Consider the following 21,378-nt stretch of genomic DNA (forward strand, 5'->3'; position numbering starts at 1 on the left):
TTACCCCTCAAGTCTGACACGTTTGATTACTTGGATAAAGTCGCTGTTGTTTCTTGTATGCGCCAGGTTGTCGATAATGGTTTCCGTCACTTCCTGCACGCTGCTGTTGGAAAGCGCTCTTCTCATTGCCCATACCGCTTCCAGCTCCTGCTGGTTCATGAGCAGATCCTCCCGTCTGGTTCCGGATTTGTTGAGATCAATGGCAGGGAAAATCCTCTTTTCTGAGAGCTTGCGATCAAGATGCAGCTCCATGTTGCCGGTTCCTTTAAATTCCTCGAAAATTACGTCATCCATCCGGCTGCCGGTCTCCACCAGGGCTGTGGCGAGAATGGTAATGCTTCCCCCTTCTTCCAGGTTTCTTGCCGCTCCGAAAAATTTCTTCGGTTTGTGAAGCGCCCCCGGATCCAGTCCTCCGGAAAGAGTTCTTCCGGAAGCCGGTACAACCAGGTTGTAGGCTCTGGCAAGACGGGTAATGCTGTCTAAAAGAATCACAACGTCTTTGCCATGCTCCACCAGGCGCTGGGCTCTGGCAAGAACCATTTCCGCCACCTTTACATGATGCTGCGGCAGTTCGTCAAAGGTGGAATAAATAACCTCGCCGCTCTTCAGGGAGCGTTTCATATCGGTTACTTCTTCCGGCCGTTCGTCCACCAGCAGCACGATCATTTCAATCTCCGGGTATTTCTTTTCAATACTGTTGGCGATTTTTTTCAAGAGTACGGTTTTTCCCGCTTTCGGAGGCGCTACAATCAGGCCTCTCTGTCCTTTTCCGATGGGCGCGATCAGATCGATCAGACGCATGGAAAGATCCCTTGTAGCAGTGTCTTCAAGAGAAAGCCGCTCATCGGGAAAGATCGGCGTCAGCTCTTCAAAATGGGGCCGTTTCATGGCGACGCCCGGTTCATCTCCGTTGACTGTTACAACGTAAAGCAGGGCGCCGAACCGCTCCCCTTCGTTGGGCTTTCTGGAAATTCCTCTGATTTTGTCCCCTGTTTTCAGATTAAAGCGCCGAATCTGCGCCGGAGAAACGTAAATATCCTTATCGCTGGTAAGGAAGTTGGAAAAGCGCAGGAATCCGAATCCTCCCTCTGCCAGTTCCAGAATTCCTTCTACCTCCGGCCGGTCTTCTTTATCGGGAATAACCTTGCGTTTCCCCCGGCTTTCCACTTTTTTCTCCTCGGGAGCCTCCGGTTCCTGAGGCGGCAGATCGTGCTTTTCATGAGTTTCAACCTTTTCACGGGGTTCAAAGGCTTCGGAAGTTTCGCGGGTTTCGGAAGCGGCTTCCCTCTCCGCGTCTTTGACTGCCGGCACTCTGACCGTCCGTTTTCTTTTGGTTTCTTTTCCTGGCTCCGCGTTCTTCTCTTCTTTTTTAGAAGCTGCCTTTTTTCTGGTTTCCCGTTTTCCGGTTTTGGTTTCTTTTACGCTTTTTGTAGCTTTTGCTTTCCGGGGCTTTGCTTTTTTTTCTTCCTGCTCTGTCTGAGGCTTTGTCTGCGCAGGTTCCGGCTCTTCCCCCGGCGCGTCAATCTTTGAAAGGGCTTCAATCAACTGCGCTTTGCGCATTGCGGCATACCCTTCAAGTCCCAGATTTTTGGCAAGCTCTTTTAATTCGACTACCTTCTTCCCCTTAAGTATTGTTTCTTCCATAAAATATCCTTTCGCGCAGATATATTGCAATATCCGTGCTGTCCTTTCCTTGTTCGTTCCTGTTTTGATGGTTTCACTGGAAATGTGTATTAGATAAAACAGATAAGCTTATAAGACTTTCAATATCTATTACTATATACCTATTTTTAGCAGGTTACAATATTTTTTGCGCAAAAAAATCCGGGCACCAGGGCAGATCTGCAAATTTTTATCTTGTCTGAAAGGCTCCTGATGTTCGGGTTATCAGAACGGTTGTGTCCAATTAGCGATATTAAATACTACGGACACATAATTTCGATAAAGAAACTCATTCTTTAGAAAAGAGTTTCCTCAGATACCTGTAATTGTTCCTGTATTTGAAACAACTTCGACAGTCTTTGATGAAATTCGACTATATTCGACATGCTCGAAAGTTAGTCCCAATAAACTTTTTATTCCCAAATAAGAAAAAAGCTGCATTGGACACACATCCGCCTTTAAACAGAAAAAAAAACAGGCTGTCCTGTGAAAGGACAGCCTTAAGTAATCGTTTATTTGCTGTAGTCGTAGAAACCAACGCCGGTCTTTCTTCCCAGCTTGTTGGCACGAACCATTTTTCTGAGCAGCGGATGAGGTCTGTATTTCGGATCTCCGTATTCTCTGTACAGAGTTTCCATAATAGCCAGGCATACATCCAGTCCAACCAGGTCGCCCAGCGCGAGAGGTCCCATCGGATGGTTTGCGCCAAGCTGCATAGCAGTGTCGATGCCTTCGGCGTCCGCGACACCGTCTGCCAGGATTCCGATACCTTCGTTGATCATCGGGATCAGGATTCTGTTTACAACAAATCCAGGAGCTTCCGCAACATCTACCGGAGTCTTTCCGAGAGCTTTTGTCAGCTCGATGATGGTTGTTCTTGTTTCTTCGGAAGTTGTCAGGCCTTTTACGATTTCTACCAGTTTCATAGCAGGAACCGGGTTAAAGAAGTGCATTCCGATGATTTTGTCCGGTCTGTTTGTCGCCGCGGCGATTTCTGTGATGGACAGAGCGGAAGTGTTTGTCGCGATAATCGTATCCGGCTTGCACAGTTCATCTAATTCCTGGAACAGCGCTTTTTTCGCGTCCATATCTTCCGTTGCCGCTTCAATAATCAGATCCGCGTCTTTTACGATGCTGATATCTGTGGAACCATGGATTCTTCCCAGGATTGCTTCCTTGTCCGCTTCGGTGATCTTTTCTTTTTTCACCAATTTGTCCAGGTTCTTTGTAACCGTAGCCATTCCTTTATCTACGGAAGTCTGTCTTCTTGCTCTCAGTACAACTTCGTAACCGTTCTGAGCGAGAACCTGAATAATTCCGGCACCCATTGTTCCTGTGCCTAATACTCCAACCTTTTTCATTAATACGTCCTCCTTGCAGTGTTACAATCCACTTCGCACGGATTGTTAAAAGTTTAACTTTTTCTTATGGGTAATTATATACCATACAGTTATATATTGTAAACTATTTTTGTACTATTTGCATTATTAAATTTCCTTTTTCATCTCTTTTTTGTAAGCTTCCACTCCCGGCTGGTCAAACGGGTTGACTCCCATCAGCATGGCGGTAACGGCGCAGGTGGTCTCAAAGAAATAGATCAGCTGTCCATAGTAGAAAGCGTCTAGCTTTGGAATATCAATGCGGATTACCGGCGTGCCCGCGCTGCTGTGGGCTTCGATGACCCCCTTCATAGCGGCGCGATTGAGCTGTGTCATGGTTTTGCCCTTCAGCGGGCCTTCCGGAACCGTCAGATCCACCGGGGACTGCTCGATATTCAGCACAGTCTCAAAGAAAATCGGGCTGCCCTGCTGGAGGAACTGCCCCATGGAATGAAGATCCGCTGTCAGTTCCAGTCCCGCCGGAAACAGTCCTGTGCCTTCCTTTCCTTCACTTTCTCCAAAAAGCTGTTTGATCCATTCTACAAAATATTTTAAATCCGGTTCATAGTGCTGGATCGCTTCTACGGATTTTCCTTTCTGAAGCAAGAGATATCTTGCCGCCGCGTAGTCCGGTCCGTCAAAATCCCAGTCCGGCGAAGCAGCCATCACTTCCGCGCCTTCCATCAAACTTCGGATATCCGCGCCTGCCACCGCGATCGGCAAAAGCCCCACCGGAGTCAGAACGGAATACCGCCCGCCGATGTCCGAAGGAATCACAAAGCTGGTATACCCTTCCCGCTCTGTTTCCTCGCGAAGGGCGCCGTTTTCGGCGTCTGTAATCGCGTAAATCCTTTTTACTGCCTCTGCTTTTCCATATTTTTTAATAAGCGCTTCTTTGAAAATATTAAAAGCCGCCGTTGTTTCTACAGTTGTTCCGGATTTTGAAATGACACATAGGCAGACTTCTTTTGCCGCCATTTCTTCCAGCAGTCTGGCATGGTACGTCGCGCTTAAGTTAATCCCCGCGAATTTTACTTCCGGCGCGTCCGGCGCTTTTCCCAACGCGTCAATGGCCGCCTTCGCGCCCAGATAGGAGCCTCCGATTCCAATGACGATAAAAAGTTCGCACTGCTGCCGGATGATATCGCTGACATTTAAAATCCGCTCCATCTCATTTTTATCTTGCTGAAGGGGCAGCTTTACCCACCCGGTAAAAGTCTCTTTTCCAGACCACAACCGTTCCAGCGCCGTGTCAATTTCCAGCTTCTTCTGCCGGATTTCTTCCATGGTCAGACCGCTTTTCGATAGATCGACTTTTATTTCCATACTCATTTCCTCCAAGAATCTCTGCCGTTTTAGCTTCTGTCTCTATTATACAGGCTTCTTTTGGATTTTACACCTTCCTTTTGGATTTTTATCACGACTTCTTCCATAAAAACAGCCGCCCCCGGCGCGAGATGGTGTGCGGGCGGAACGAGCAGGACGGCGCGTGGGGAGTGGGGATCGGGGAGCGGAGATCGGAGATCGCGAACAAATCGCTGATTATTCTGCTAGAAATGCGCGGCGCGCCAACAAATTTCGGATCTTTTTCCCAGAAATGCGCAGTTCGCCAACAAATTGCTGGTTTTATAAAAAAACCTGCGTTTTCCCATCTTTCTTTTTAACAAAATCCCAATATATAGAATTCTACTATGAATTTTTTACAAAATCCGCAATTTAAGTTTCAAAAATTCGGGAAAGTTCGCGTTTCCCCCGCGCCCTTCCAGCTCTTCCCTTTTTATGCAGAATCCTTCGCTTTTTAAACAATATCCTTCACAACAGATGATCCTCAATCCGGTAAATAGCAAAGACAAATTTCCCATTTTTCTTCTGGATTTCATGCACCATCTCAGCATCTCCACAGGCAGAAACGTCTTTTTACTTTCTTCCTTTCCTTTTCATTGTTTATCCTTTGGCCCTTCGTTACATTAAAGCTCTATTCGTTATTTTTTCAATTTTATGAAAGGTAGGAAAATACTATGAAAAGGAAATTTGTTTTAATTGTTCTGGCCCTGGTGCTCGCGTTTGGGGCGGTTAGTGTGGTAAATGCGAAAGTTATAGCTGCTTCAATTAATACGAACCGCACCAGCAATACTTCTGCAACTGTTTCCGCTAGTGGGGATTTCGATGGGATTAAAGACTCCTGCACCTGCAAAATTACTCTGCAGGAAAAATATAATGGTTCCTGGCGTAAAGCGACAGGAGTAACGAAAAAAACCGCATCTTTGACGGAAAAAAATACTATTAGCCTCCTCTTTTCAACAAAATTTACTCTTATCAAAGGAAAAGTCTACAGAGTAAAAGTTACATTTACAGATAAAAAAGGGACTCGGTCAACATCCTCCACATATTACAGTGGCAGTTTTTAGTTAAGTCAATTGATCATAAACTTTTATTAACTCTCTTTCTGAAATATCACCAAAAACGAATATCTTGTCTTTACCGCTAATTAATACTCCAGATATTTCCTTTTGGTGATTATTTATGTATATTGTTCCTAGCGCAACAGTGTCTTTTTTATCATATTCATTAACAAAAACTGATTGATTTCCAGTTTCATCTTGAGATGTTTGTACAATCTGAAATGATTCTTGGCCATCATTCGTTTTAAAAAGATATTCACACTTATATATTTCCTCCGAATATCTCTTTACCGTAGCCTTCTCAAACTCATACCCCTCCGGCACATAGCCCGGGATATACAGATTCGGCACATATTCCTTCAAATCTTCAATCTTATCCCAGTCCGTTTCCGTTATAGAGACTTCGCCGCTGTCGCCTTCCACATCTCCCTCATTAATAATTACCACGCCGTCTTTTTCCTCCACTTTCTGCTTCGTATTTTTGTCAGCATCGACTGGAACGACGGATTCCGGCAATACGGTATAAATAATCGCGGCGCATACAATCACCGCGGCCGCGGCGGCACTGATTGTTCTAAGACGTTTTATCTTCCGAGTCTTTCGGTCAGCGGCTTCGAGCTGTTTTAGCTCATCAATATTAATGGAAACTTCCGGTATTTCACCGATTTCCTGTTCCAAACCTTCCCTTAATACCGCAGCCAGCCTTTGTTCGCCTTCTGTTCTTTCGTTTATGCCTTTATGTTCGTCCCTCTTTCTCTCCTCGTCCATGTTCTCAGTCCTTTCTTACTCCTCGCCTCCGACAATGCCTTCCACATAATAGCGGGCGATCTGCTCCATACACTTGAGCTGCTCCAGGGAGCAGGCGGACAACGGACCCATGATGTTTTCTTTCACCCGTTCTATTTCCGGATCGCCGGAATCACTGATTGCGTGCTCGCCTGCCAAGATATAGTCCGCGCTCAAATTGAGTATCTGCGTCATTCTATACAGCGTTTGTATAGACATTCCTTTATCCCCGTATTCGATATCGGCGATGAACTTTCCGGATACACCCAGTTTTGCCGCCAACTGATTTCTCGTCATATGGATCGCCTCTCTCTGTGTCCGGATTCTGCGACCCATCATCTTCATATCGATCTCTTTCAGTTTGTTTGCTGTTTCCATTATACTATAGACCTATCCTCTCCGGGAGCTTCCTCTATCAGTTACATAACTCCCTACCTTTAGTCTAGTATTCTGAGACCACAGCAAAATAACCTGAGAGTAGAATCCTTTATATCTTTACAGGGTTTTTACACAAAAGCTCAATTTCCAGTCCGGTTCTCGCAAAATTTTCCCTTTTGAAGACTCAGACAATTAGTTTGAGTTTCCCCATTTTTTCCAAGAACAAATGGGGACATAGAAAATGCAAAAACACGGAACCTCCGCTATAATTAAATCACGACAAATAACCATTTTTGCATGATTCATTATAGCAGATGGTGTTGTACAATAATAGATGACAAGAACTCCTCAAAGTTAGTAGCATAAAAACTAATGGAGGAGGAAGACATGGGAAAAGCAAAGCAATATGATAAAGGCTTTAAAATCCAGGCAGTCAAATTAACACAAGAAATAGGTTCAACAAGAACCGCGAAAGAATTGGGTATCCCGGTCAACACCCTGTATGGATGGATGCGTGCATACAAAGAGGGACGGCTTGAATGCGGAGTGAGGACACCCGGAAATGCTATGACACTATCAGAGGAAGTCGCAATGCTGCGCAAGAAGGTTAAGCAACAGGAGAAAGAAATACGACGTTTGAATGAGCTTAACGATTTTCTTGAGGAGGCCAGCACTTTTTTCGCCGCGAGCCGTTAGAAGTCAAAAAAATAGAACGCATAAAATTCATAGCCATAAAGACCGACGACGGAAAGAGGAAAGGAAAAATAGCATTCTACTGTAAAACGCTAAATGTAAGCAAGCAAGGATTTTACAAATATTTTAGAAATCGTAAGAGACCCTGGAACTATCAAAGACTGGCAAATGTGATGTTGGAGATGTTGGAAGAAGATGAATGCAATGATACATATGGCCGGAAAAGGATGTATGTGGCATTGTTGTTGGAAAAGACCTGAAGGAGTGGATATTCCAAGCGAAAGACATGAACAGCGCGGGAGGCAGATGCCATGATAACGCCAGATGCGAAAGCATGTGGGCGAGATTTAAGGAGGAACTCTTATATGGACGGTATGATATGGAGAAGATGACAATGAGTGAACGGAAGCCTTTGATATGGAGGTACTTCATGAATTATTGGAACAACCGCAGGATCTGCTTCTCTATTGGAGGGCTTTCTCCGGCAGAAAAAAGCAGACGGTATTATGAGCAGATGGCCGACGCAGCATCTACCTGCATGGGTTACGGTTGCCTTTTGGACTTCGTGGCTACTTGTCCGTCATACAAAAAACTGCATCGCCATCGATGCCTCTGCCGATACGATCAGCACTCTGTCCGGAAAACTGGGCGCGCTTCCCGGAATTACCACAAAGACGATTTACGCCAAAGCACAACTCTGCCGCATATCGAAATTTGTCAGGATGCTGCAGAGATTTCAAATCGGAAAAAGCAAAAACAGCGGCGGTCTCCCGGAATCAGGGGAACCCCCGCGTTTTTCGCACACAAAATATCAAACATGGTATCCCCAGCATAATTCTTTGTTCCGGATCTGATCCCGGTTTTTTCAGTGCAATATTAAGAGTTTCCGGATCCGGTTTATGTTTTACCGCATCGTTTCTCTTACGTTGAAAAGTTGTGGAGATTTTATGCGGGTGTCTCTAACGCTTTTCTTTTACATCTGAATCACTTCCCTGGCAATACCCATGGTGGATTTGCGGTGGGACACCAGCACGACTGTTTTGCCATCGCATTCTTCCCGCAGGGTTTTCAGTATTATTCCTTCGTTCAAGCTGTCCAAATTGCTGGTCGGCTCATCGAAAAAGATCATGTCCGGATCATGGAGAAACGCTCTTGCAATCCCGATCCTCTGCCGTTCACCGCCGGAGAGGGAATCCCCCAGCTCCGCAAGTTCGGTATCGTAGCCGTCCGGCAGACTCATTACAAAATCGTGGAGAGAAGCTTTACGGGCAGCTTCTTCCACTTCCGAATCCGCGGCGCCGACATTGCCCAGACGGATATTGTTGCCAATCGTATCATGAAAGAGAAAAGTCTCCTGCGTTACATAGGCAATATGCTTTCGCAGATCTGAAGTTGTAATCTGATTTACATCTGTTTCCCCGTAACAAATCTGTCCCTGTTCCACTTCAAAGAAACGCATTAAAAGTTTGAGCAGCGTAGATTTTCCGCACCCGCTTTTTCCCAGAATGCCTGTGATTTCTCCTTTCGGGAACCGGGCCCGGAACTGTGATAAAATCTTCTTTTTTCCATAAGAAAAATCCACATGATCCACGGCAATCGAGTCAAAAGGAAATGCTTCGCCGTTTTCCACCTCATACACCTGCGGTTCTTCTTTCAGCAGATCCAGCACCCGATTCCCGCAGGCCAAAGTCTGGTTCAAATTGTTAGAAAGGCTGGACAGCGCCGCAACCGGCCCAAACGAACTCATCATTGCCATGACCGCAATCATCGCATCCGCGAAACTAAGCGTTCCCGCCGAAACCTGCAATCCGCCCATTACCAGGCTGACCCCTGCTGCAGCGATAATCACAAAATCCGTCATTGCTCCCTGCCTTGTTTCCAACGCCTTCAAACGCTTATTCGCGCCGGAAAGAATCGTCGTTTTCTCCTTCATCTGCTCCCTGCGGGTCTCTCCCTGATCGTACTGAAGAATTTCATCCATCCCCCGCAGATTATCCAGTACCACCGAATTCAGTTCCCCGAACTTATCCCTGTACTGTCTGCCCCTGCCGCTCCCCAAATGCCCGTTGATCAGCGGAATTACGGCACCTGCCAGCAGGTAGCAGATCAACGCCAGCACACCGAAAGAAATCGAGAAGTTTCCGACAAAAATGATCATCACAATGGAAGTGATAATTGCAATAGCAATCGGAGAAATGGTATGCGCGTAAAAAACTTCCAGCAGTTCAATATCCGAAGTGATCATGGAAATCAGATTGCCGCGCTCTTTGCCTTCCAGCTTTGCCGGAGCCAGCCTGCGCAAGGCCGCAAACACCTTGTGCCGAATCTGCGCCAGCAATTTGAACGCGATATAATGATTGCACGCCTGCTCCGCATACCGCAGAAATGCCCGCGCCAGCGCCAGCACAATCAAAATCACCGCAGCTGTCCGCAACGGGAACGGGCTGGCAAGATCCATTGCGGAAAGCAGCCCGAAACCGCCCATAATCGTCAAAAATGAAGCGCACAAATTACCTGCGCACCCCATCAGAATCGCCAGTAGCATGATACCCAGCATCGGCTTCACCATTCCGATCAGCCCCATCATCACACGAAAACCGCTGCGCGGCTTTGCATTCTTTTTTTCTGAATTCCCCGTCCCGGGATCCGATTTTGTGGATTTTCCGCGAATTACCTCATCCTGAATCCCCTTATTTTCCGACCGCTTCATTTTCAGCGAACTCCTCCTTTCCCGCTTTCCCCTGGTACTGTTCCAGTTCCTGCTGTGCCGTAAAGAGCCTGTAATACACGCCCCGATCTGCCATCAGTTCGCGGTGGGAACCCGATTCACAGATTCCACCGTGATCCAGCACATAGATCCGATCCGCATCCATCACATTGGCAAGACGGTGGGAGATCAGAACAACGGATTTTTCCTTACTCATCCGTCGGATTACCTCCATAATTTTGTTCTCGCTTTCCACATCCACGTTGGAAGAAGCCTCATCGAAAATATAGATAGGGCTGTCGTGGAGCAGCGCTCTTGCCAGTGCCAGCCTCTGCCGCTGACCGCCTGACAGATTTTCGCCGCGCTCCGAAAGAGCCATCGCAAGCCCGCCCCGCGGCTCGAAATCCTCATAAAGATCCACCTGCCGCAGCACTTTCAGCATATCCGCCGCGGAAGCATTCTGATTTCCCATACACAGGTTTTCCTCCACAGTTCCCCGGAAAATATATCCGTTATGATTGATCCTGGTAATCGCCGAAAACCTCACGTTTTCCCGAATCTCCCGCAGTTCTCTGCGGGCATCTCCTCCTGCAAGAATCCGGCCCTCATAATCACTGTACTCTCCCATCAGAAGGCTGGCAATCGTACTTTTTCCGCAGCCCGACTCCCCCGTCAGAGCAGTAATGCCGCGCTCCCGCACACGCAGTGAAATATCTTTCAAAATCGGCCGCTCCGGCTCATAGGAAAAACTGACCTTCTCAAAGCGCAGTTCTCCCTGTGGAAACACTCCGTACTCTCCCTTTTCCCGCTCATCCAGATCCAACAGCCCGAAAATCTTATCTGCCGCCGCATTACCGTTCATCGCGATATGGAAAAACGAACCCAGCATCCGCAGAGGCAGAAAAAACTCCACCGACACCAGCACCATGAAAAAACATTGCGCGAACGTCAGGTTTCCATGAAGAAAACTGCGGATCGAAAGCAGAATTCCCGCCGCCGCGCCGCCGTAGGCTGCCAGATCCATAATACTGATGGAATTGAGCTGCATAATCAAAACCCTCATCGTAATCTTGCGGAAACGCTCCGCAGATTCATCCATCCTGCGGGCATACTCCCCGTCCGCGCCGTAAATCTTTAAAGTCGTCAGTCCCTGCAGATTTTCCAGAAAACTATCGCCGAGTTGTGTATAGTTTCCCCAGTATTTGCCCAAAAGCCGTTTTGCGATCTTCTGTACGCCCATAATGGAAAGCGGAATCAGCGGCACGCAAATCAGAAGAACACCTGCTACGAGGAGATCCATCTGCCCTGTAACCGCAAACAGTGTCAGAGGTGCCAGCATACTGAAGAAAAACTGCGGCACATACTGGCTCATATAAAACTCCAGCTGTTCTACTCCCTCGGTGCTTACCTGAACCACTTCTGAAGTAGAAACCCTCTGATGATAATTTCCTCCAAGCCGCAGCAGCTTGGAAAAAATCTCGTCCCGCAGCCGTTCCTTCACAAGATCCGCCGTTTTTACGGAAAAATAATTCTTTCCCGCGCTGACCGCCCATCTCACTGCAAAAAAAACACCCAGCAGCACCAGATAGGTAACCGCTGTCTGCGCAGTGAAAATACCGAATATCACATTCTGCATCATACGGGCAGTCGTGTAAAGAAACAACAGATTGGCGGCCATTCCGATCCATTGAAAAAACACTACAGCCGCCGTATATTTTTTTGTGTCGGAAAATTCTTTTAATAATCGTTTATGAAACATGGATGCCCCCTCTCCTCACAAAACTCTCAGGCACTCGCTTTTTCCCGGCGCTTGCTCTCTGCTTTCTGGCGTGCTTTTTCCTCCTCCGACACGGTTCGGATTCTGAATAAAAAAACATAATAATGCGCAGCCGCCACGATCGCGATCACGGATTTGGCATGCCAAATCGGCGCTGCAAAAAAGCCAATCGTGAACAAAACCGTTATGGTCGTCAGCACCGTAAGCTTACTCTTCTTCGTCATGGATCTGGTTATTACTAAATCCTCCAGATGATTCCGGTAAAGCTTTGTCGAAAGAAACCATTGATGAAACCGCTTTGAACCTTTGGCAAACAACACGGCTGCCGCCAGAAAAAGCGGTGTTGTCGGCAGGATCGGCACAACGATACCGATCGCGCCCAACCCGACGCAGACAAACGCAAGTACTACGCATATTCCATTTATAACCTTTTTCATATTTCCTCCTCAGCGAACTGTCATAACAATCTTATGGCCGTTTACCCGCTCCACACCCAGACGAATTCCATACACTTCCTCAATGGAATCCGGGGTAATCACATCTTCCGGCTCTCCCTGGAGCAAAACCTTCCCATTTTTGAGACCAATCACCTCATCGCTGTAGTAAACCGCATGATTCATGTCATGGAGAACCATGATAATGGTAATCCCGTAATCAAGATTCAGCTTGCGCACCAGTTCTAAAAGCTCAATCTGATACCGGACATCCAGGTATGTCGTCGGTTCATCCAGAAACAGAACTTCCGTCTTCTGCGCCAGTGCCATAGCAATCCAGACCCGTTGGCGCTGACCGCCGGACAGGCTCATTACCTCCCGCTCTCTGTAATCCGCGATTCCCGTTACTTCCATTGACCACTGAACGATCTCCCGATCTTCGGCTCCGTTTATAGAAAATATGCTATGGTGGGGCGTCCTGCCGTAAGCGACCAGCTTTTCCACCGTAATATCATTGGCAGCCTGGTTGTTCTGATGCACGATCGCCACCCTGCGCGCAAACTCTTTCTGTTTCATAAAGCGGATGCTCTTTCCTCCAAGCAGCACCTTTCCCCGCAAAGGGATCAGGTTCTTTGTCATCAGATTAAAAAGTGTCGTTTTTCCGCATCCGTTCGCCCCGATCAAGGTTGTTATTTTTTTCTCTTTTATGGAGAAAGATACGCCATCAAGAATTTTCTTGGCCAGCTTTCCATTTTTATCTTTTGTCTTTCTGTCATAGGCAAACATCAGATTTCTAACTTCCATAGTTTCCCCTCCCTCTCAAAAGCGCGATAAAGAACGGGCCTCCCGCTACTGCCATCACAATCGATGCGCTGATTTCGTAAGGCGCGGCGAGGATCCTGCCAATCGTATCGGCTGTCAGAAAAATCAGCGCCCCCAGCAAAATTGTAAAAGGGATCAGCACCTTATGGTTGTTTCCCACCAGAATCCTGGCAATATGCGGCACAATCAGCCCTACAAAGCTGACAACCCCGGCTACTGCTGTGGAAACGGAGGCCAGAACTACGGCAATCAGCGAGATCGCAATACGCCAGCGGCTTACATTCAGACCGATGCCTTGAGCCGTTTTGTCATCCAGCGCCATTAGATTGCAGACGCCGGAAACCAGCAGCGCGAAAACCAGAAAAATCGGCAGATAATACAGTACGATATTCACATCATCCCACGTTTTCATCGTAATACTGCCGTTTACAATCGAAGCAACCGATGACTGATTTCCCCCGCTCATCGAATTGATCGCGCTGGAAAGGCCGGAAAACATAGTACTGACCGCAACACCGACCAAAACAATCCGAAGCGGGGAAAGCCCTCCCTTCCAGGAAAGGGAATATACCAGAAAAAAGGCCAGAAGCCCGCCGAGAAACGCGGCCAGCGGCAAGAGAAAAAAAAGCCGGGGAAGCAAAGCGGTCAGGATAACTGCCGTAAAACTGGCGCCCCCGGAAATGCCGATGATCCCCGGATCGGTCAGTGGGTTTTTCAAAACCGATTGCAGCAGCACGCCGGAAACCGCCAGCGCGGCTCCGACAAGCAAGGAAATAATGATACGTGGAAAACGCAGATCGTAGACAGTTGCCACATCGTCATCGTATTCGATAAACAACCCTTTGACGAGTTGGGAGGCAGAAAGTTCAATGCTTCCCTCATTGACCGACCAAAGCAAAACGAGGATCAGCAGGACACAGACCGCTACAAAAGCAAAAATCGTTATTATGCCTTTTCGTTTTCGATTCATTTGTTCCATATTTCTTTCCATACCCGTTAATCTCCATATAAAATCGGTTCCAGTTCTTTGAGCGCTTTCGGATAATCAAAAGTCGCACTCATGCCAAAGTATTCATAGGACAAATCGTAGACCTCATCGTTTTTTACCGCGTCAAAATGTTTCCAGATGTCGTTGGTTTTAAACTCTTTGCCGAACATTTCCGTCACCTGATCCGGCAGAGCGTGAGCGCAGCGCAGGATCACATCCGGATCCTGCTTCAGCATATCCTCTGTATTGATATTGACAAAGTCCTTTTCCTCGTCCGCGTACACATTGATGCCGCCTGCCAGTTCCACCAGGCTTCCCACATAAGATTTCGGCGTTGCCACCACATAAGAGCCCGGCAGGCCCATAAGAATCAGAACTTTCTTTGGTTCTTTATTCTTATGCTTTTTCCGGTACTTTTTATAATAACGTTCAAATTCATCCACAAGCGCTTCCGCTTCTTCTTCTCTTTGAAACAGGGTACCGAGCTGCTGAATGGATTTGTACATACCCTGTACGCTGTTGAGATTTAAAAACGCATAATCCGCGCCGATCGCCTCGTACTTCGGTTTCAAATCCGCGATCAGACTGACCGGGGATAAAATCCACTCCGGCCGCAGAACCGCTACTTTCTCCATATCCGGTGCCATGGCCTTGCCGATTTCTGGCAGATCCTTGTACATTTCCGGGACTTCCGATAATTCACTGCTCGGTACACCTGCCAGAGGCAGGTTCAGCTTTTCACAGATCGTAACGACTGCCATAGAAGTGGCAATAATCGTACTTTGCTCCGGATTGACGCTCGTAACCTGTTCCTTTCTGCCGCTTTTTTCATACTCCACACAGCCGGTAAGAGAAAAGCTGAGAATCAGGACAACAAGAATAAACCGGACAAATCCGCTCCGTTTCATCACTCGATTTCCTCCCGGTTCTTTATGTAAATCAAAAGAGCCATCAGCACGCCGCCTACGACCAGGGCAGGAACCAGAACAATCAGAATGCATTGCAGCACCAGAACCCATGAAAGAGCCGGAAGACTTTCCTCTTTTTCAGAAGAAGACGCTTGCGCCGTTTCATCCTGAGAGGTCGTCAGACCATCGGCGCTGTCCAGGAGATCGCCATCTGCAGTCAGTTCCGAATTCTCATCTGCCAGAACTGTGCCATCCGCAGCGGTTTCTCCGGAAGTTCCGCTCTGCAGGCCGGTAGCTGACGATGAATCCGATACACTGCCCGATGTTTGCGAACTTCCTGCGGATGTCCCTCCGGAAGAGTTCTTTGAAGCCGCCGCTCCCGAACTGCCTGCAGAATTGCTTACGCTGACAATAAAATTACCGCTGCCTTTTTTCAGATTCGAAAAGCCGATATAAAACACAACATTCCGTCCCATAGCGGAAACATACATACTGGCTCTGAGAATCGCGTTCTGTGAAGGAATGCGCATCCGGAAATCCGAGCAATACTGTCCGCCTGCATTTTCCTGCATAATCCGGGCCGAAACTCTGCTCCAGCCGGAAGAGCCCCGCTCCTGCGCCCAGAAGCGCACGTTTGAAATATTATCCATCATATAAAAACGAACCGTTGCGTAAAATTTTCCCGAATCCGTAATTTCGATCAGCCCTTTTCCGCCTTTCAGAACGCTCTCCGTCATACCCTGCCCAATGCCTTCATTCTGACCGGGGTCCTCAATTTTTCCCGTTACAGGATGCTTATAATATGGTGTCGCTGTCGCAAGGTAAGCAGTCCCGCTTTCCGCCGCGCAGACATAAGATGCGGACATCACAGACAAAATGACAAGCAGTGTTATAACGATAACTGCCGCCCGATATTGCCCGCCCTCGGATTCTATTTTCGTTTTTTTGAATGCTTCATACATATCAGGTTCTTCTCCTTCCTGCCATTTTAATAAAGAAAACAATTACTGTAACTACAAGGACAAAAGAACTGAGCATGGAAATTCCAAGCAGCATCAGCGCCATCATCTTTTCCGTAGACAGTGCGCTTCCTGTATATGGAATTGAACTTTGGGTTATCTGCGGATCGGTTTCCACCCCCGCCTCTGTAAGCGTGTCTTCCGGCAGAGCCGTATCTTCCAACAACGTGCTGCTGTCCCCTTCCGGCAAAACAGATCCTCCTGATGAAACACTTGACGAACTTCCGGTTCCGCCGCTTATATCAACTAAAGCGTAAATGCTAAAATGATTGGATGAGAACGTACAGTTTCTGCTGCCCGCCTTTGCGCTCATTTTCGTTTTCGTACTGCCGGATACCCGGTAGACTTGAAGTTTCTTTTTATTATATCCATCCGGAATTGGAAGATAAACCTTCACCATTCCGTTTGGCTGCACTTTGGAATTTTCCGGAGAATAGAGTGTAATATCATAAACCGTTATTTTGTCCCCGATACCGGAAAGAGCCTTTTTCACCTTGTTGTATTTGCTTCCCGATTTCAGCTGTGTTACTTTCAGCTTTACTCCATTTACCAGAACATTTTTCGAAGCCTTGATACGCACCTTCGTCTTCTTGTCCGTTATATCCACCGCCTCGGTATCCAGCCCGGCGGCCACGGTCTTATTATTTTCCTCAACCGCCGCGTCATCCGAAGCTTTTGTCAGAGTGTCCCAGCTGATCTTAAGCCGCGCGGGAAGAGGATCTTCTCCCATCACTTCCACTTTTGGATCAATTTTAACCTGGATGTACTCCTCCTTTGACGGGAGTACAAACCGGAACACGCTGGGCTGTCCATTCGGGTTGTTCTTCGCAGTAATCTGCGCGTATTTGTACGATCCGTCTGCCTGCCGGATCTGCAGCGTCTGCAGACATGCGGTAATTGTCCCGACCGTCATGGGATGGGTTGAAACATCCATCGTATAACTGCCGTTTTGAACCGTAAGCAGAGCCTTGCTGTTCAATGTCGGATTCCCCATAGACGCTTTATTGGAAGTCGCGTGCCAGAGTGCCACCTGTACATTGTACTTTCCATTGGGCAGATTATCCTTATCCAGTTTTCCGGGATCCGTCTCCTGCTTTGGATCGCTTTTTTCCGCTTCCGCCCACGCGTCCAGCTCTGCCTGGGTCATTTCCTTCATATTGCTGAAATCCAGCTTAATACGGCATTCCTGATCCCCGGAATCCAGTTCTCCCATAACCGGTACATAGACATGCGCCCAGATATATTCCTGTTCCATGGTAATCGGAACAGAAACCACCTTTGGGTACATCTTTCCGGCGCAGACCTTATCCTCCGAGGTTTCCTCGTTATAACGATCCACAATGCCGTAGGTTGAAACGACTTCGGAGGGAAGTTTTGTGTAGTTTTCAGGATAACCGAATTCATTAAACGCAATGTCCTCCAGCAGGTTAAGCTGCATCAGATAGCCGCTCATACCGGCAAACTCCATGCTGATAAATTTCAAGTAAAGTTTTGCTTTCCCATCTTTTACCACCAGCTTGCCGGTCTGCTGCAGGGCACTGTTTCCCATTGAAGCTTTATCTTCCAGCGCTTTCCACAGGCTGACAGGTATGGAGTAAGTTCCGTCTTTCACCGTTCCGTCGGCTGCCAGACTGATTTTCAGGCCGGCAGTCGCAGAAACGATTGTTATAATCAGACAGCAGCAGATCGTTGCGATCGCTTTCTTTTTCAAACCTTTCTCCATAACCTCTCCTCTCCTGTGGCACAATGTTTTAAGGACAATATATCATGTGATAACTTCTATCTCACTTTTACGGCAGCCGCCTTCCCGGTAAAGCTGCTGTAAACCTTTTTCTTGCCTACATTTCGGTAAGCTTTTACTTTGTAAAAATATTTCCTGCCTTTTTTCAGCTTTTTATTGGTAAATTTTACGGTTCTGCCGTTTTTGATCGTCTTTACCGCTTTGTATTTTCCTTTTTTCTTCGTTGACCGGTATACTTTGTACCCGGACGCACCCGCCGTTTTGGCCCAAGAAACTCTGGCGCTTTTTTTGCCGGCTTTTGCTTTTACCGATTTCGGAGCGGGCAGAATCGGCTTTGCGGAAACAACGCGGGAATACGCCCCGTAAACCTTTTTGCCGCTGCTCACCTTATAGGCCGCTACTCGGAAACGATAAAAAGCACCGCAGTTCAGCCCGCTCTTTGTATAGCTGGAAGCTGTCGTATTCGCGATGAGCGTATACTTTTGGGAACTGCTGTTATATTGATATACGCTGTATCCGGACGCTCCGCTGACTTTCCCCCAGCTTATTTTCACTTTGTTGTAGCCTGCGCCCGCCGCTTTTATGCCTGTCGGCGCTTTCGGCGCGGTTACGGGCATATTTTTGGCTTTTACCGTAAGTTCGCAGATCGCCTGCGCATTATTGGCTTCTGCTGTAATCACGGCTGTTCCTGCCTTTTTCGCGTTTACCAGCCCGCTGCCGCTTACGGAAGCTACGGAATCGCTGCTGCTGCTCCATACGACTTCACCGTCTCCTGAACCGGAGACCGCCGCCTTCAGCTGAAGGCTCTGGCCTTCGGTCAGAGAAGCAGACGTCTGATTCAGTTCAACAGAAGGTTCTTCCCATTTTTCCAGCTTCGAGAAGTCAAGCTGCAATCTCGCTGCCTGTTCTCCCTGCGCCAATTCTCCCATTACCGGTACATAGACCTGAATCCATGTATGGGTTGTTTCATCTGCTGCCTCCGGAAGATCAATGTCCATAACTGCGGTTTTCATGTACTTCTTTCCCGCGCAGCGTGGATCTTCGCTGTTTTCCGCATTGTACCGATCCACAACATCAAAAAACGACAGCACTTCCGGCTCCGCTTTTTCCCAGTGTTCTGACAAATCCGGCGATCCGCCGGTTCCCGGCGTAAAACTTGTAATGCGGTTAAATTCCATCAGGTAACCGCTGAGGTTCGCGAATTCCATTGGTTTAAAAGACAGAGTCAATTTCCCCTTTCCTTCGGTTACTTCCAGTTTTCCAACCTGCCGCAGCGAATTGTTTCCCATAGACTCCTGGTTTTGATAAGCATGCATCAGCTTTACCGGGATGCTGTACGTCCCATCCGCAACAGCCGCATTCGCGGCAGTATCCGCAAATGCCCCTGCTGGAGCAAATACGGATACTGCCATCATTACGGCCAGAGCGGAGGTTAAAAATTTTCTAAACCGCCGTTTCATCTTTTACCTCCGTTACTTTCTGATTTTTACAGAACGCGCAATTGAAGATTTTCCGTAAACTTTTTTCTTTCCAATGTTTCTGTAAGCTCTCACTTTGTAGTAATATCTCTTACCTTTTTTCAGCTTTTTGTTTGTGAATTTCACAGTCCTGCCGCTTTTGAGCGTCTTAACAGCTCTGTATTTTCCTTTTTTCTTCGTTGCCCGGTATATTTTGTAGCCGTTGGCTCCTGCTACGCGTTTCCATGTGATTCTCGCGTTTCTCCCAGCGTTGTTCTTCGTTTTTACTTTCGTAACTCTCGCGAGAGTCGGTTTCGCGGAAACTGTGTTTGAATATGGACTGTAAACGGTCTTACCGCCCGCAGTCTTGTACGCGCGTACGCGGAAGCTGTATTTTGTTCCGGTTTTCAGGCCGCTCTTTGTATAGCTGGTTCCTTTTACAAGTGCAGCTCTACTGTACTTCTTTGTGCTGCTGTTGTATTGCAATACTTCATATCCGGTTGCTCCGCTTACTTTGCTCCAGCTTACTTTCACTTTGTTGTAAGCAGCGCTTGCCGCTTTTACGCCTGCCGGCGCTTTCGGCGCGGCTGTGATTGTTGCGTTTGATTTCAGGCTGCCGAGCGCAGTGTTCAGAGCAGTAACCGCAGCTTTTACCTGCGCATCACCGGCCTCTACGTTAAAGTAAATGTTTTTCGCGTTCTGCAGAGCCTTATCCAGGTTTGCCAGACTTGCCGCTGTGTAAGAACTGCGTTTTACATTCATAGCTTTTTCACACAGGCTGTAAAGCTGTGATTTGTCAGCTTCATCGACTTTCTCCAAGGAATCCCAATATAGAGTAACCGTTGACTTAATGTTGAATTTTCCATGATCGAAAAGAACGCCAGAGAGCAATCCGTCCAGATTCTTCATTGCTTCTACATAAAGATACACATTCTTATAGTAGTATTTACTCAGTTCGGAAAGCGGCATTACGAAATCAGTTACGACCTGATATCCCTGACATTCTTCCATGTTGTACATAATACCGTCTTTGGACAGAGTATCTTCTGTCGGCGAATTGTTATCTGTGTAATATCCGTTTAGCCCTAAAACATGGAGCGGTTCTTTCGTTGTTCCTGATATCATCTTGTAAGAAAGTGTCATCTTTCCGTTCTTATCTACACGCAGAATCGCCTCTCCCGTTTCACTTTCCACCAGACTGTGTTTTACAACATCTGTGATATCTTTAATCTTCACCTTATAGGTTCCCGGTTCCGGAACAGATTCCGGCGGTTCGGGAATTGCTTCTTCTTGAACTTCAAGCCCAAGCGCATCCATTACAGCTGCTTTTATAGTCTTTGAAGATGTTGTGGCTCCGGTTACGACATCCACGTCATTAATCGCTTCCGCATCCGTATCGTAAAGTCCGATGATTTTATCTTTTATTCCCGCGATTGCCGAAGCCAGGATCGCCTTGTTCGTGGCTTCATGCGTCCCCGCAAACTCTCTTCCGCTGATATTGAGATCGCTGATCTTTCCATCTTCCACCGTTACATCCGCATCGATATAATATTTTCCGAACTGTTCAACATAATCGCTGCCCTGTTTCCTGTAATTAAGCGATGCGGCGCCGGATTCCACCGCCTTTTCCCAATCAATTAAGATATAAGTGTCCGGAGCATATCCCATTGTATCCACATAAAGGCTGATATAAACTCCATCTTTGTCCTGAACTGCCGTTGGAATTGCAAACTCAATTTCCTTTGGCACTGTTTTGGTCGTTTCACTCTCTCCGCTCGTCGTTGTTACCGTTTGTTCTGAAAGAACAGTCGCGGCTACTTTCTCGCTCCCAATCTCTCCTTGGTAAACCCTGATATCTTTTGCATAATCTGTGGCGGTTCCGATTTTAACTCTGCGCAGATCTGTCCGGAACGTTGCGGAGCCTTCCGCGTCAACATCAACCTGCGCGTATTTTCCCAGGCACGCCTTTGCTACGGAATCCTGGCTGAGATTGCTTGCGTTTTTCAGAGAAACTGGCACAATATAAGTCTTTCCTTTTGTAAGCTGCGTTCCTTTTGTACCAAAGGAAATCGTATCGCTCTCCCCTGCCGCCATAACCGGAGCGGAGGATATCGCTACAGTGAAAACAATCAGCCACGCCAGAATCCATCGGATCGCTTTTTTTTCTCTTAGCCTCTCCATGCTTCTTTTCCTTTCTTTGCGCTGTAAGGATTCCGAGTCTGAAA

General features: G+C 47.4%; 19 protein-coding genes. 4 read left to right on the forward strand and 15 right to left on the reverse strand.

Features of this window, described 5'->3' with window-relative positions:
* The 3 genes from rho to H9L42_RS10030 form a co-directional block, all read right to left on the reverse strand.
* On the reverse strand, positions 1-1,644 hold the full coding sequence (gene rho, locus H9L42_RS10020; protein ID WP_187303270.1) for a transcription termination factor Rho: 1,644 nt from the start codon (positions 1,642-1,644) through the stop codon (positions 1-3).
* 530 nt (positions 1,645-2,174) lie between these two features.
* Positions 2,175-3,023: a 3-hydroxybutyryl-CoA dehydrogenase gene (locus H9L42_RS10025; protein ID WP_187303271.1), complete on the reverse strand. Its 849-nt coding sequence runs from the start codon at positions 3,021-3,023 to the stop codon at positions 2,175-2,177.
* 126 nt (positions 3,024-3,149) lie between these two features.
* Entirely contained in the window at positions 3,150-4,367 is a 1,218-nt protein-coding gene (locus H9L42_RS10030) for a glucose-6-phosphate isomerase (protein ID WP_243235745.1), read from the reverse strand.
* A gap of 80 nt (positions 4,368-4,447) precedes the next feature.
* On the opposite strand from H9L42_RS10030, the gene H9L42_RS10035 reads away from it, so the two are divergent.
* Positions 4,448-4,705, forward strand: coding sequence for a hypothetical protein (locus H9L42_RS10035; RefSeq protein ID WP_187303273.1), 258 nt, complete (start codon positions 4,448-4,450; stop codon positions 4,703-4,705).
* Between the two features lie 354 nt (positions 4,706-5,059).
* Positions 5,060-5,449 (forward strand): hypothetical protein, encoded by a 390-nt coding sequence (locus tag H9L42_RS10040; RefSeq protein ID WP_187303274.1) that lies wholly within the window; start codon positions 5,060-5,062, stop codon positions 5,447-5,449.
* On the opposite strand, the gene H9L42_RS10045 is transcribed toward H9L42_RS10040, so the two are convergent.
* Together H9L42_RS10045 and H9L42_RS10050 are read right to left on the reverse strand one after the other, a co-directional pair.
* Positions 5,450-6,211 carry a DUF4367 domain-containing protein gene (locus H9L42_RS10045; RefSeq protein WP_187303275.1) on the reverse strand — a complete coding sequence of 254 codons (762 nt, stop codon included), beginning with the start codon at positions 6,209-6,211 and terminating at the stop codon, positions 5,450-5,452.
* A 15-nt stretch (positions 6,212-6,226) separates the two neighbouring features.
* Entirely contained in the window at positions 6,227-6,607 is a 381-nt protein-coding gene (locus H9L42_RS10050; RefSeq protein WP_187303276.1) for a helix-turn-helix domain-containing protein, read from the reverse strand.
* A gap of 387 nt (positions 6,608-6,994) precedes the next feature.
* On the opposite strand from H9L42_RS10050, the gene H9L42_RS10055 reads away from it, so the two are divergent.
* Positions 6,995-7,303 (forward strand): transposase, encoded by a 309-nt coding sequence (locus tag H9L42_RS10055; RefSeq protein WP_187303277.1) that lies wholly within the window; start codon positions 6,995-6,997, stop codon positions 7,301-7,303.
* A gap of 503 nt (positions 7,304-7,806) precedes the next feature.
* The gene (locus H9L42_RS17280) at positions 7,807-8,154 is read left to right on the forward strand and encodes a hypothetical protein (protein WP_346726309.1); all 348 of its coding nucleotides are present in this window, start codon (positions 7,807-7,809) and stop codon (positions 8,152-8,154) included.
* A 119-nt stretch (positions 8,155-8,273) separates the two neighbouring features.
* Here the strand turns inward: H9L42_RS17280 and cydC are convergent, their stop codons facing one another.
* Genes cydC through H9L42_RS10110 form a run of 10 tightly spaced genes read right to left on the reverse strand, consistent with a single transcriptional unit; the run spans position 8,274 to position 21,334 of the window.
* The gene (gene cydC / locus H9L42_RS10065) at positions 8,274-10,010 is read right to left on the reverse strand and encodes a thiol reductant ABC exporter subunit CydC (protein ID WP_187303278.1); all 1,737 of its coding nucleotides are present in this window, start codon (positions 10,008-10,010) and stop codon (positions 8,274-8,276) included.
* Positions 9,991-11,766, reverse strand: a complete 1,776-nt coding sequence (locus H9L42_RS10070) for an ABC transporter ATP-binding protein/permease (protein WP_187303279.1) — start codon at positions 11,764-11,766, stop codon at positions 9,991-9,993. Before H9L42_RS10070 ends, cydC begins: the two co-directional genes overlap by 20 nt.
* 26 nt (positions 11,767-11,792) lie before the next feature.
* Entirely contained in the window at positions 11,793-12,221 is a 429-nt protein-coding gene (locus H9L42_RS10075) for a YbaN family protein (RefSeq protein ID WP_207734957.1), read from the reverse strand.
* 9 nt (positions 12,222-12,230) lie between these two features.
* Entirely contained in the window at positions 12,231-13,022 is a 792-nt protein-coding gene (locus tag H9L42_RS10080) for an ABC transporter ATP-binding protein (RefSeq protein WP_187303280.1), read from the reverse strand.
* Positions 13,012-14,031, reverse strand: a complete 1,020-nt coding sequence (locus H9L42_RS10085) for a FecCD family ABC transporter permease (RefSeq protein WP_243235746.1) — start codon at positions 14,029-14,031, stop codon at positions 13,012-13,014. Before H9L42_RS10085 ends, H9L42_RS10080 begins: the two co-directional genes overlap by 11 nt.
* A gap of 5 nt (positions 14,032-14,036) precedes the next feature.
* Complete coding sequence (isdE, locus tag H9L42_RS10090) at positions 14,037-14,936, reverse strand: heme ABC transporter substrate-binding protein IsdE (protein WP_187303281.1); 900 nt, start codon at positions 14,934-14,936, stop codon at positions 14,037-14,039.
* Entirely contained in the window at positions 14,936-15,898 is a 963-nt protein-coding gene (locus tag H9L42_RS10095; RefSeq protein WP_187303282.1) for a heme-binding Shp domain-containing protein, read from the reverse strand. Before H9L42_RS10095 ends, isdE begins: the two co-directional genes overlap by 1 nt.
* A gap of 1 nt (position 15,899) precedes the next feature.
* Complete coding sequence (locus H9L42_RS10100; RefSeq protein WP_187303283.1) at positions 15,900-17,678, reverse strand: NEAT domain-containing protein; 1,779 nt, start codon at positions 17,676-17,678, stop codon at positions 15,900-15,902.
* A 56-nt stretch (positions 17,679-17,734) separates the two neighbouring features.
* Positions 17,735-19,156, reverse strand: a complete 1,422-nt coding sequence (locus tag H9L42_RS10105; protein ID WP_187303284.1) for a fibronectin type III domain-containing protein — start codon at positions 19,154-19,156, stop codon at positions 17,735-17,737.
* Between the two features lie 12 nt (positions 19,157-19,168).
* Positions 19,169-21,334 (reverse strand): fibronectin type III domain-containing protein, encoded by a 2,166-nt coding sequence (locus H9L42_RS10110; RefSeq protein ID WP_187303285.1) that lies wholly within the window; start codon positions 21,332-21,334, stop codon positions 19,169-19,171.
* Positions 21,335-21,378 lie beyond the last annotated feature (44 nt).

It is taken from the genome of Zhenpiania hominis, from assembly GCF_014333425.1.
In the GTDB taxonomy this organism is placed as follows: Bacteria; Bacillota; Clostridia; order Peptostreptococcales; family Anaerovoracaceae; genus Hominibacterium; species Hominibacterium hominis.

Coding starts and splice junctions, on each gene's coding strand:
- H9L42_RS10025 (WP_187303271.1), bottom strand. CDS start 3,023: ATGAAAAAGGTTGGAGTATTAGGCACAGGAACAATGGGTGCCGGAATT.
- H9L42_RS10095 (WP_187303282.1), bottom strand. CDS start 15,898: ATGTATGAAGCATTCAAAAAAACGAAAATAGAATCCGAGGGCGGGCAA.
- H9L42_RS10050 (WP_187303276.1), bottom strand. CDS start 6,607: ATGGAAACAGCAAACAAACTGAAAGAGATCGATATGAAGATGATGGGT.
- cydC (WP_187303278.1), bottom strand. CDS start 10,010: ATGAAGCGGTCGGAAAATAAGGGGATTCAGGATGAGGTAATTCGCGGA.
- H9L42_RS10045 (WP_187303275.1), bottom strand. CDS start 6,211: ATGGACGAGGAGAGAAAGAGGGACGAACATAAAGGCATAAACGAAAGA.
- H9L42_RS10075 (WP_207734957.1), bottom strand. CDS start 12,221: ATGAAAAAGGTTATAAATGGAATATGCGTAGTACTTGCGTTTGTCTGC.
- H9L42_RS10110 (WP_187303285.1), bottom strand. CDS start 21,334: ATGGAGAGGCTAAGAGAAAAAAAAGCGATCCGATGGATTCTGGCGTGG.
- H9L42_RS10030 (WP_243235745.1), bottom strand. CDS start 4,367: ATGGAAATAAAAGTCGATCTATCGAAAAGCGGTCTGACCATGGAAGAA.
- H9L42_RS17280 (WP_346726309.1), top strand. CDS start 7,807: ATGAGCAGATGGCCGACGCAGCATCTACCTGCATGGGTTACGGTTGCC.
- H9L42_RS10105 (WP_187303284.1), bottom strand. CDS start 19,156: ATGAAACGGCGGTTTAGAAAATTTTTAACCTCCGCTCTGGCCGTAATG.
- H9L42_RS10070 (WP_187303279.1), bottom strand. CDS start 11,766: ATGTTTCATAAACGATTATTAAAAGAATTTTCCGACACAAAAAAATAT.
- rho (WP_187303270.1), bottom strand. CDS start 1,644: ATGGAAGAAACAATACTTAAGGGGAAGAAGGTAGTCGAATTAAAAGAG.
- H9L42_RS10055 (WP_187303277.1), top strand. CDS start 6,995: ATGGGAAAAGCAAAGCAATATGATAAAGGCTTTAAAATCCAGGCAGTC.
- H9L42_RS10085 (WP_243235746.1), bottom strand. CDS start 14,031: ATGGAAAGAAATATGGAACAAATGAATCGAAAACGAAAAGGCATAATA.
- H9L42_RS10100 (WP_187303283.1), bottom strand. CDS start 17,678: ATGGAGAAAGGTTTGAAAAAGAAAGCGATCGCAACGATCTGCTGCTGT.
- isdE (WP_187303281.1), bottom strand. CDS start 14,936: ATGAAACGGAGCGGATTTGTCCGGTTTATTCTTGTTGTCCTGATTCTC.
- H9L42_RS10080 (WP_187303280.1), bottom strand. CDS start 13,022: ATGGAAGTTAGAAATCTGATGTTTGCCTATGACAGAAAGACAAAAGAT.
- H9L42_RS10040 (WP_187303274.1), top strand. CDS start 5,060: ATGAAAAGGAAATTTGTTTTAATTGTTCTGGCCCTGGTGCTCGCGTTT.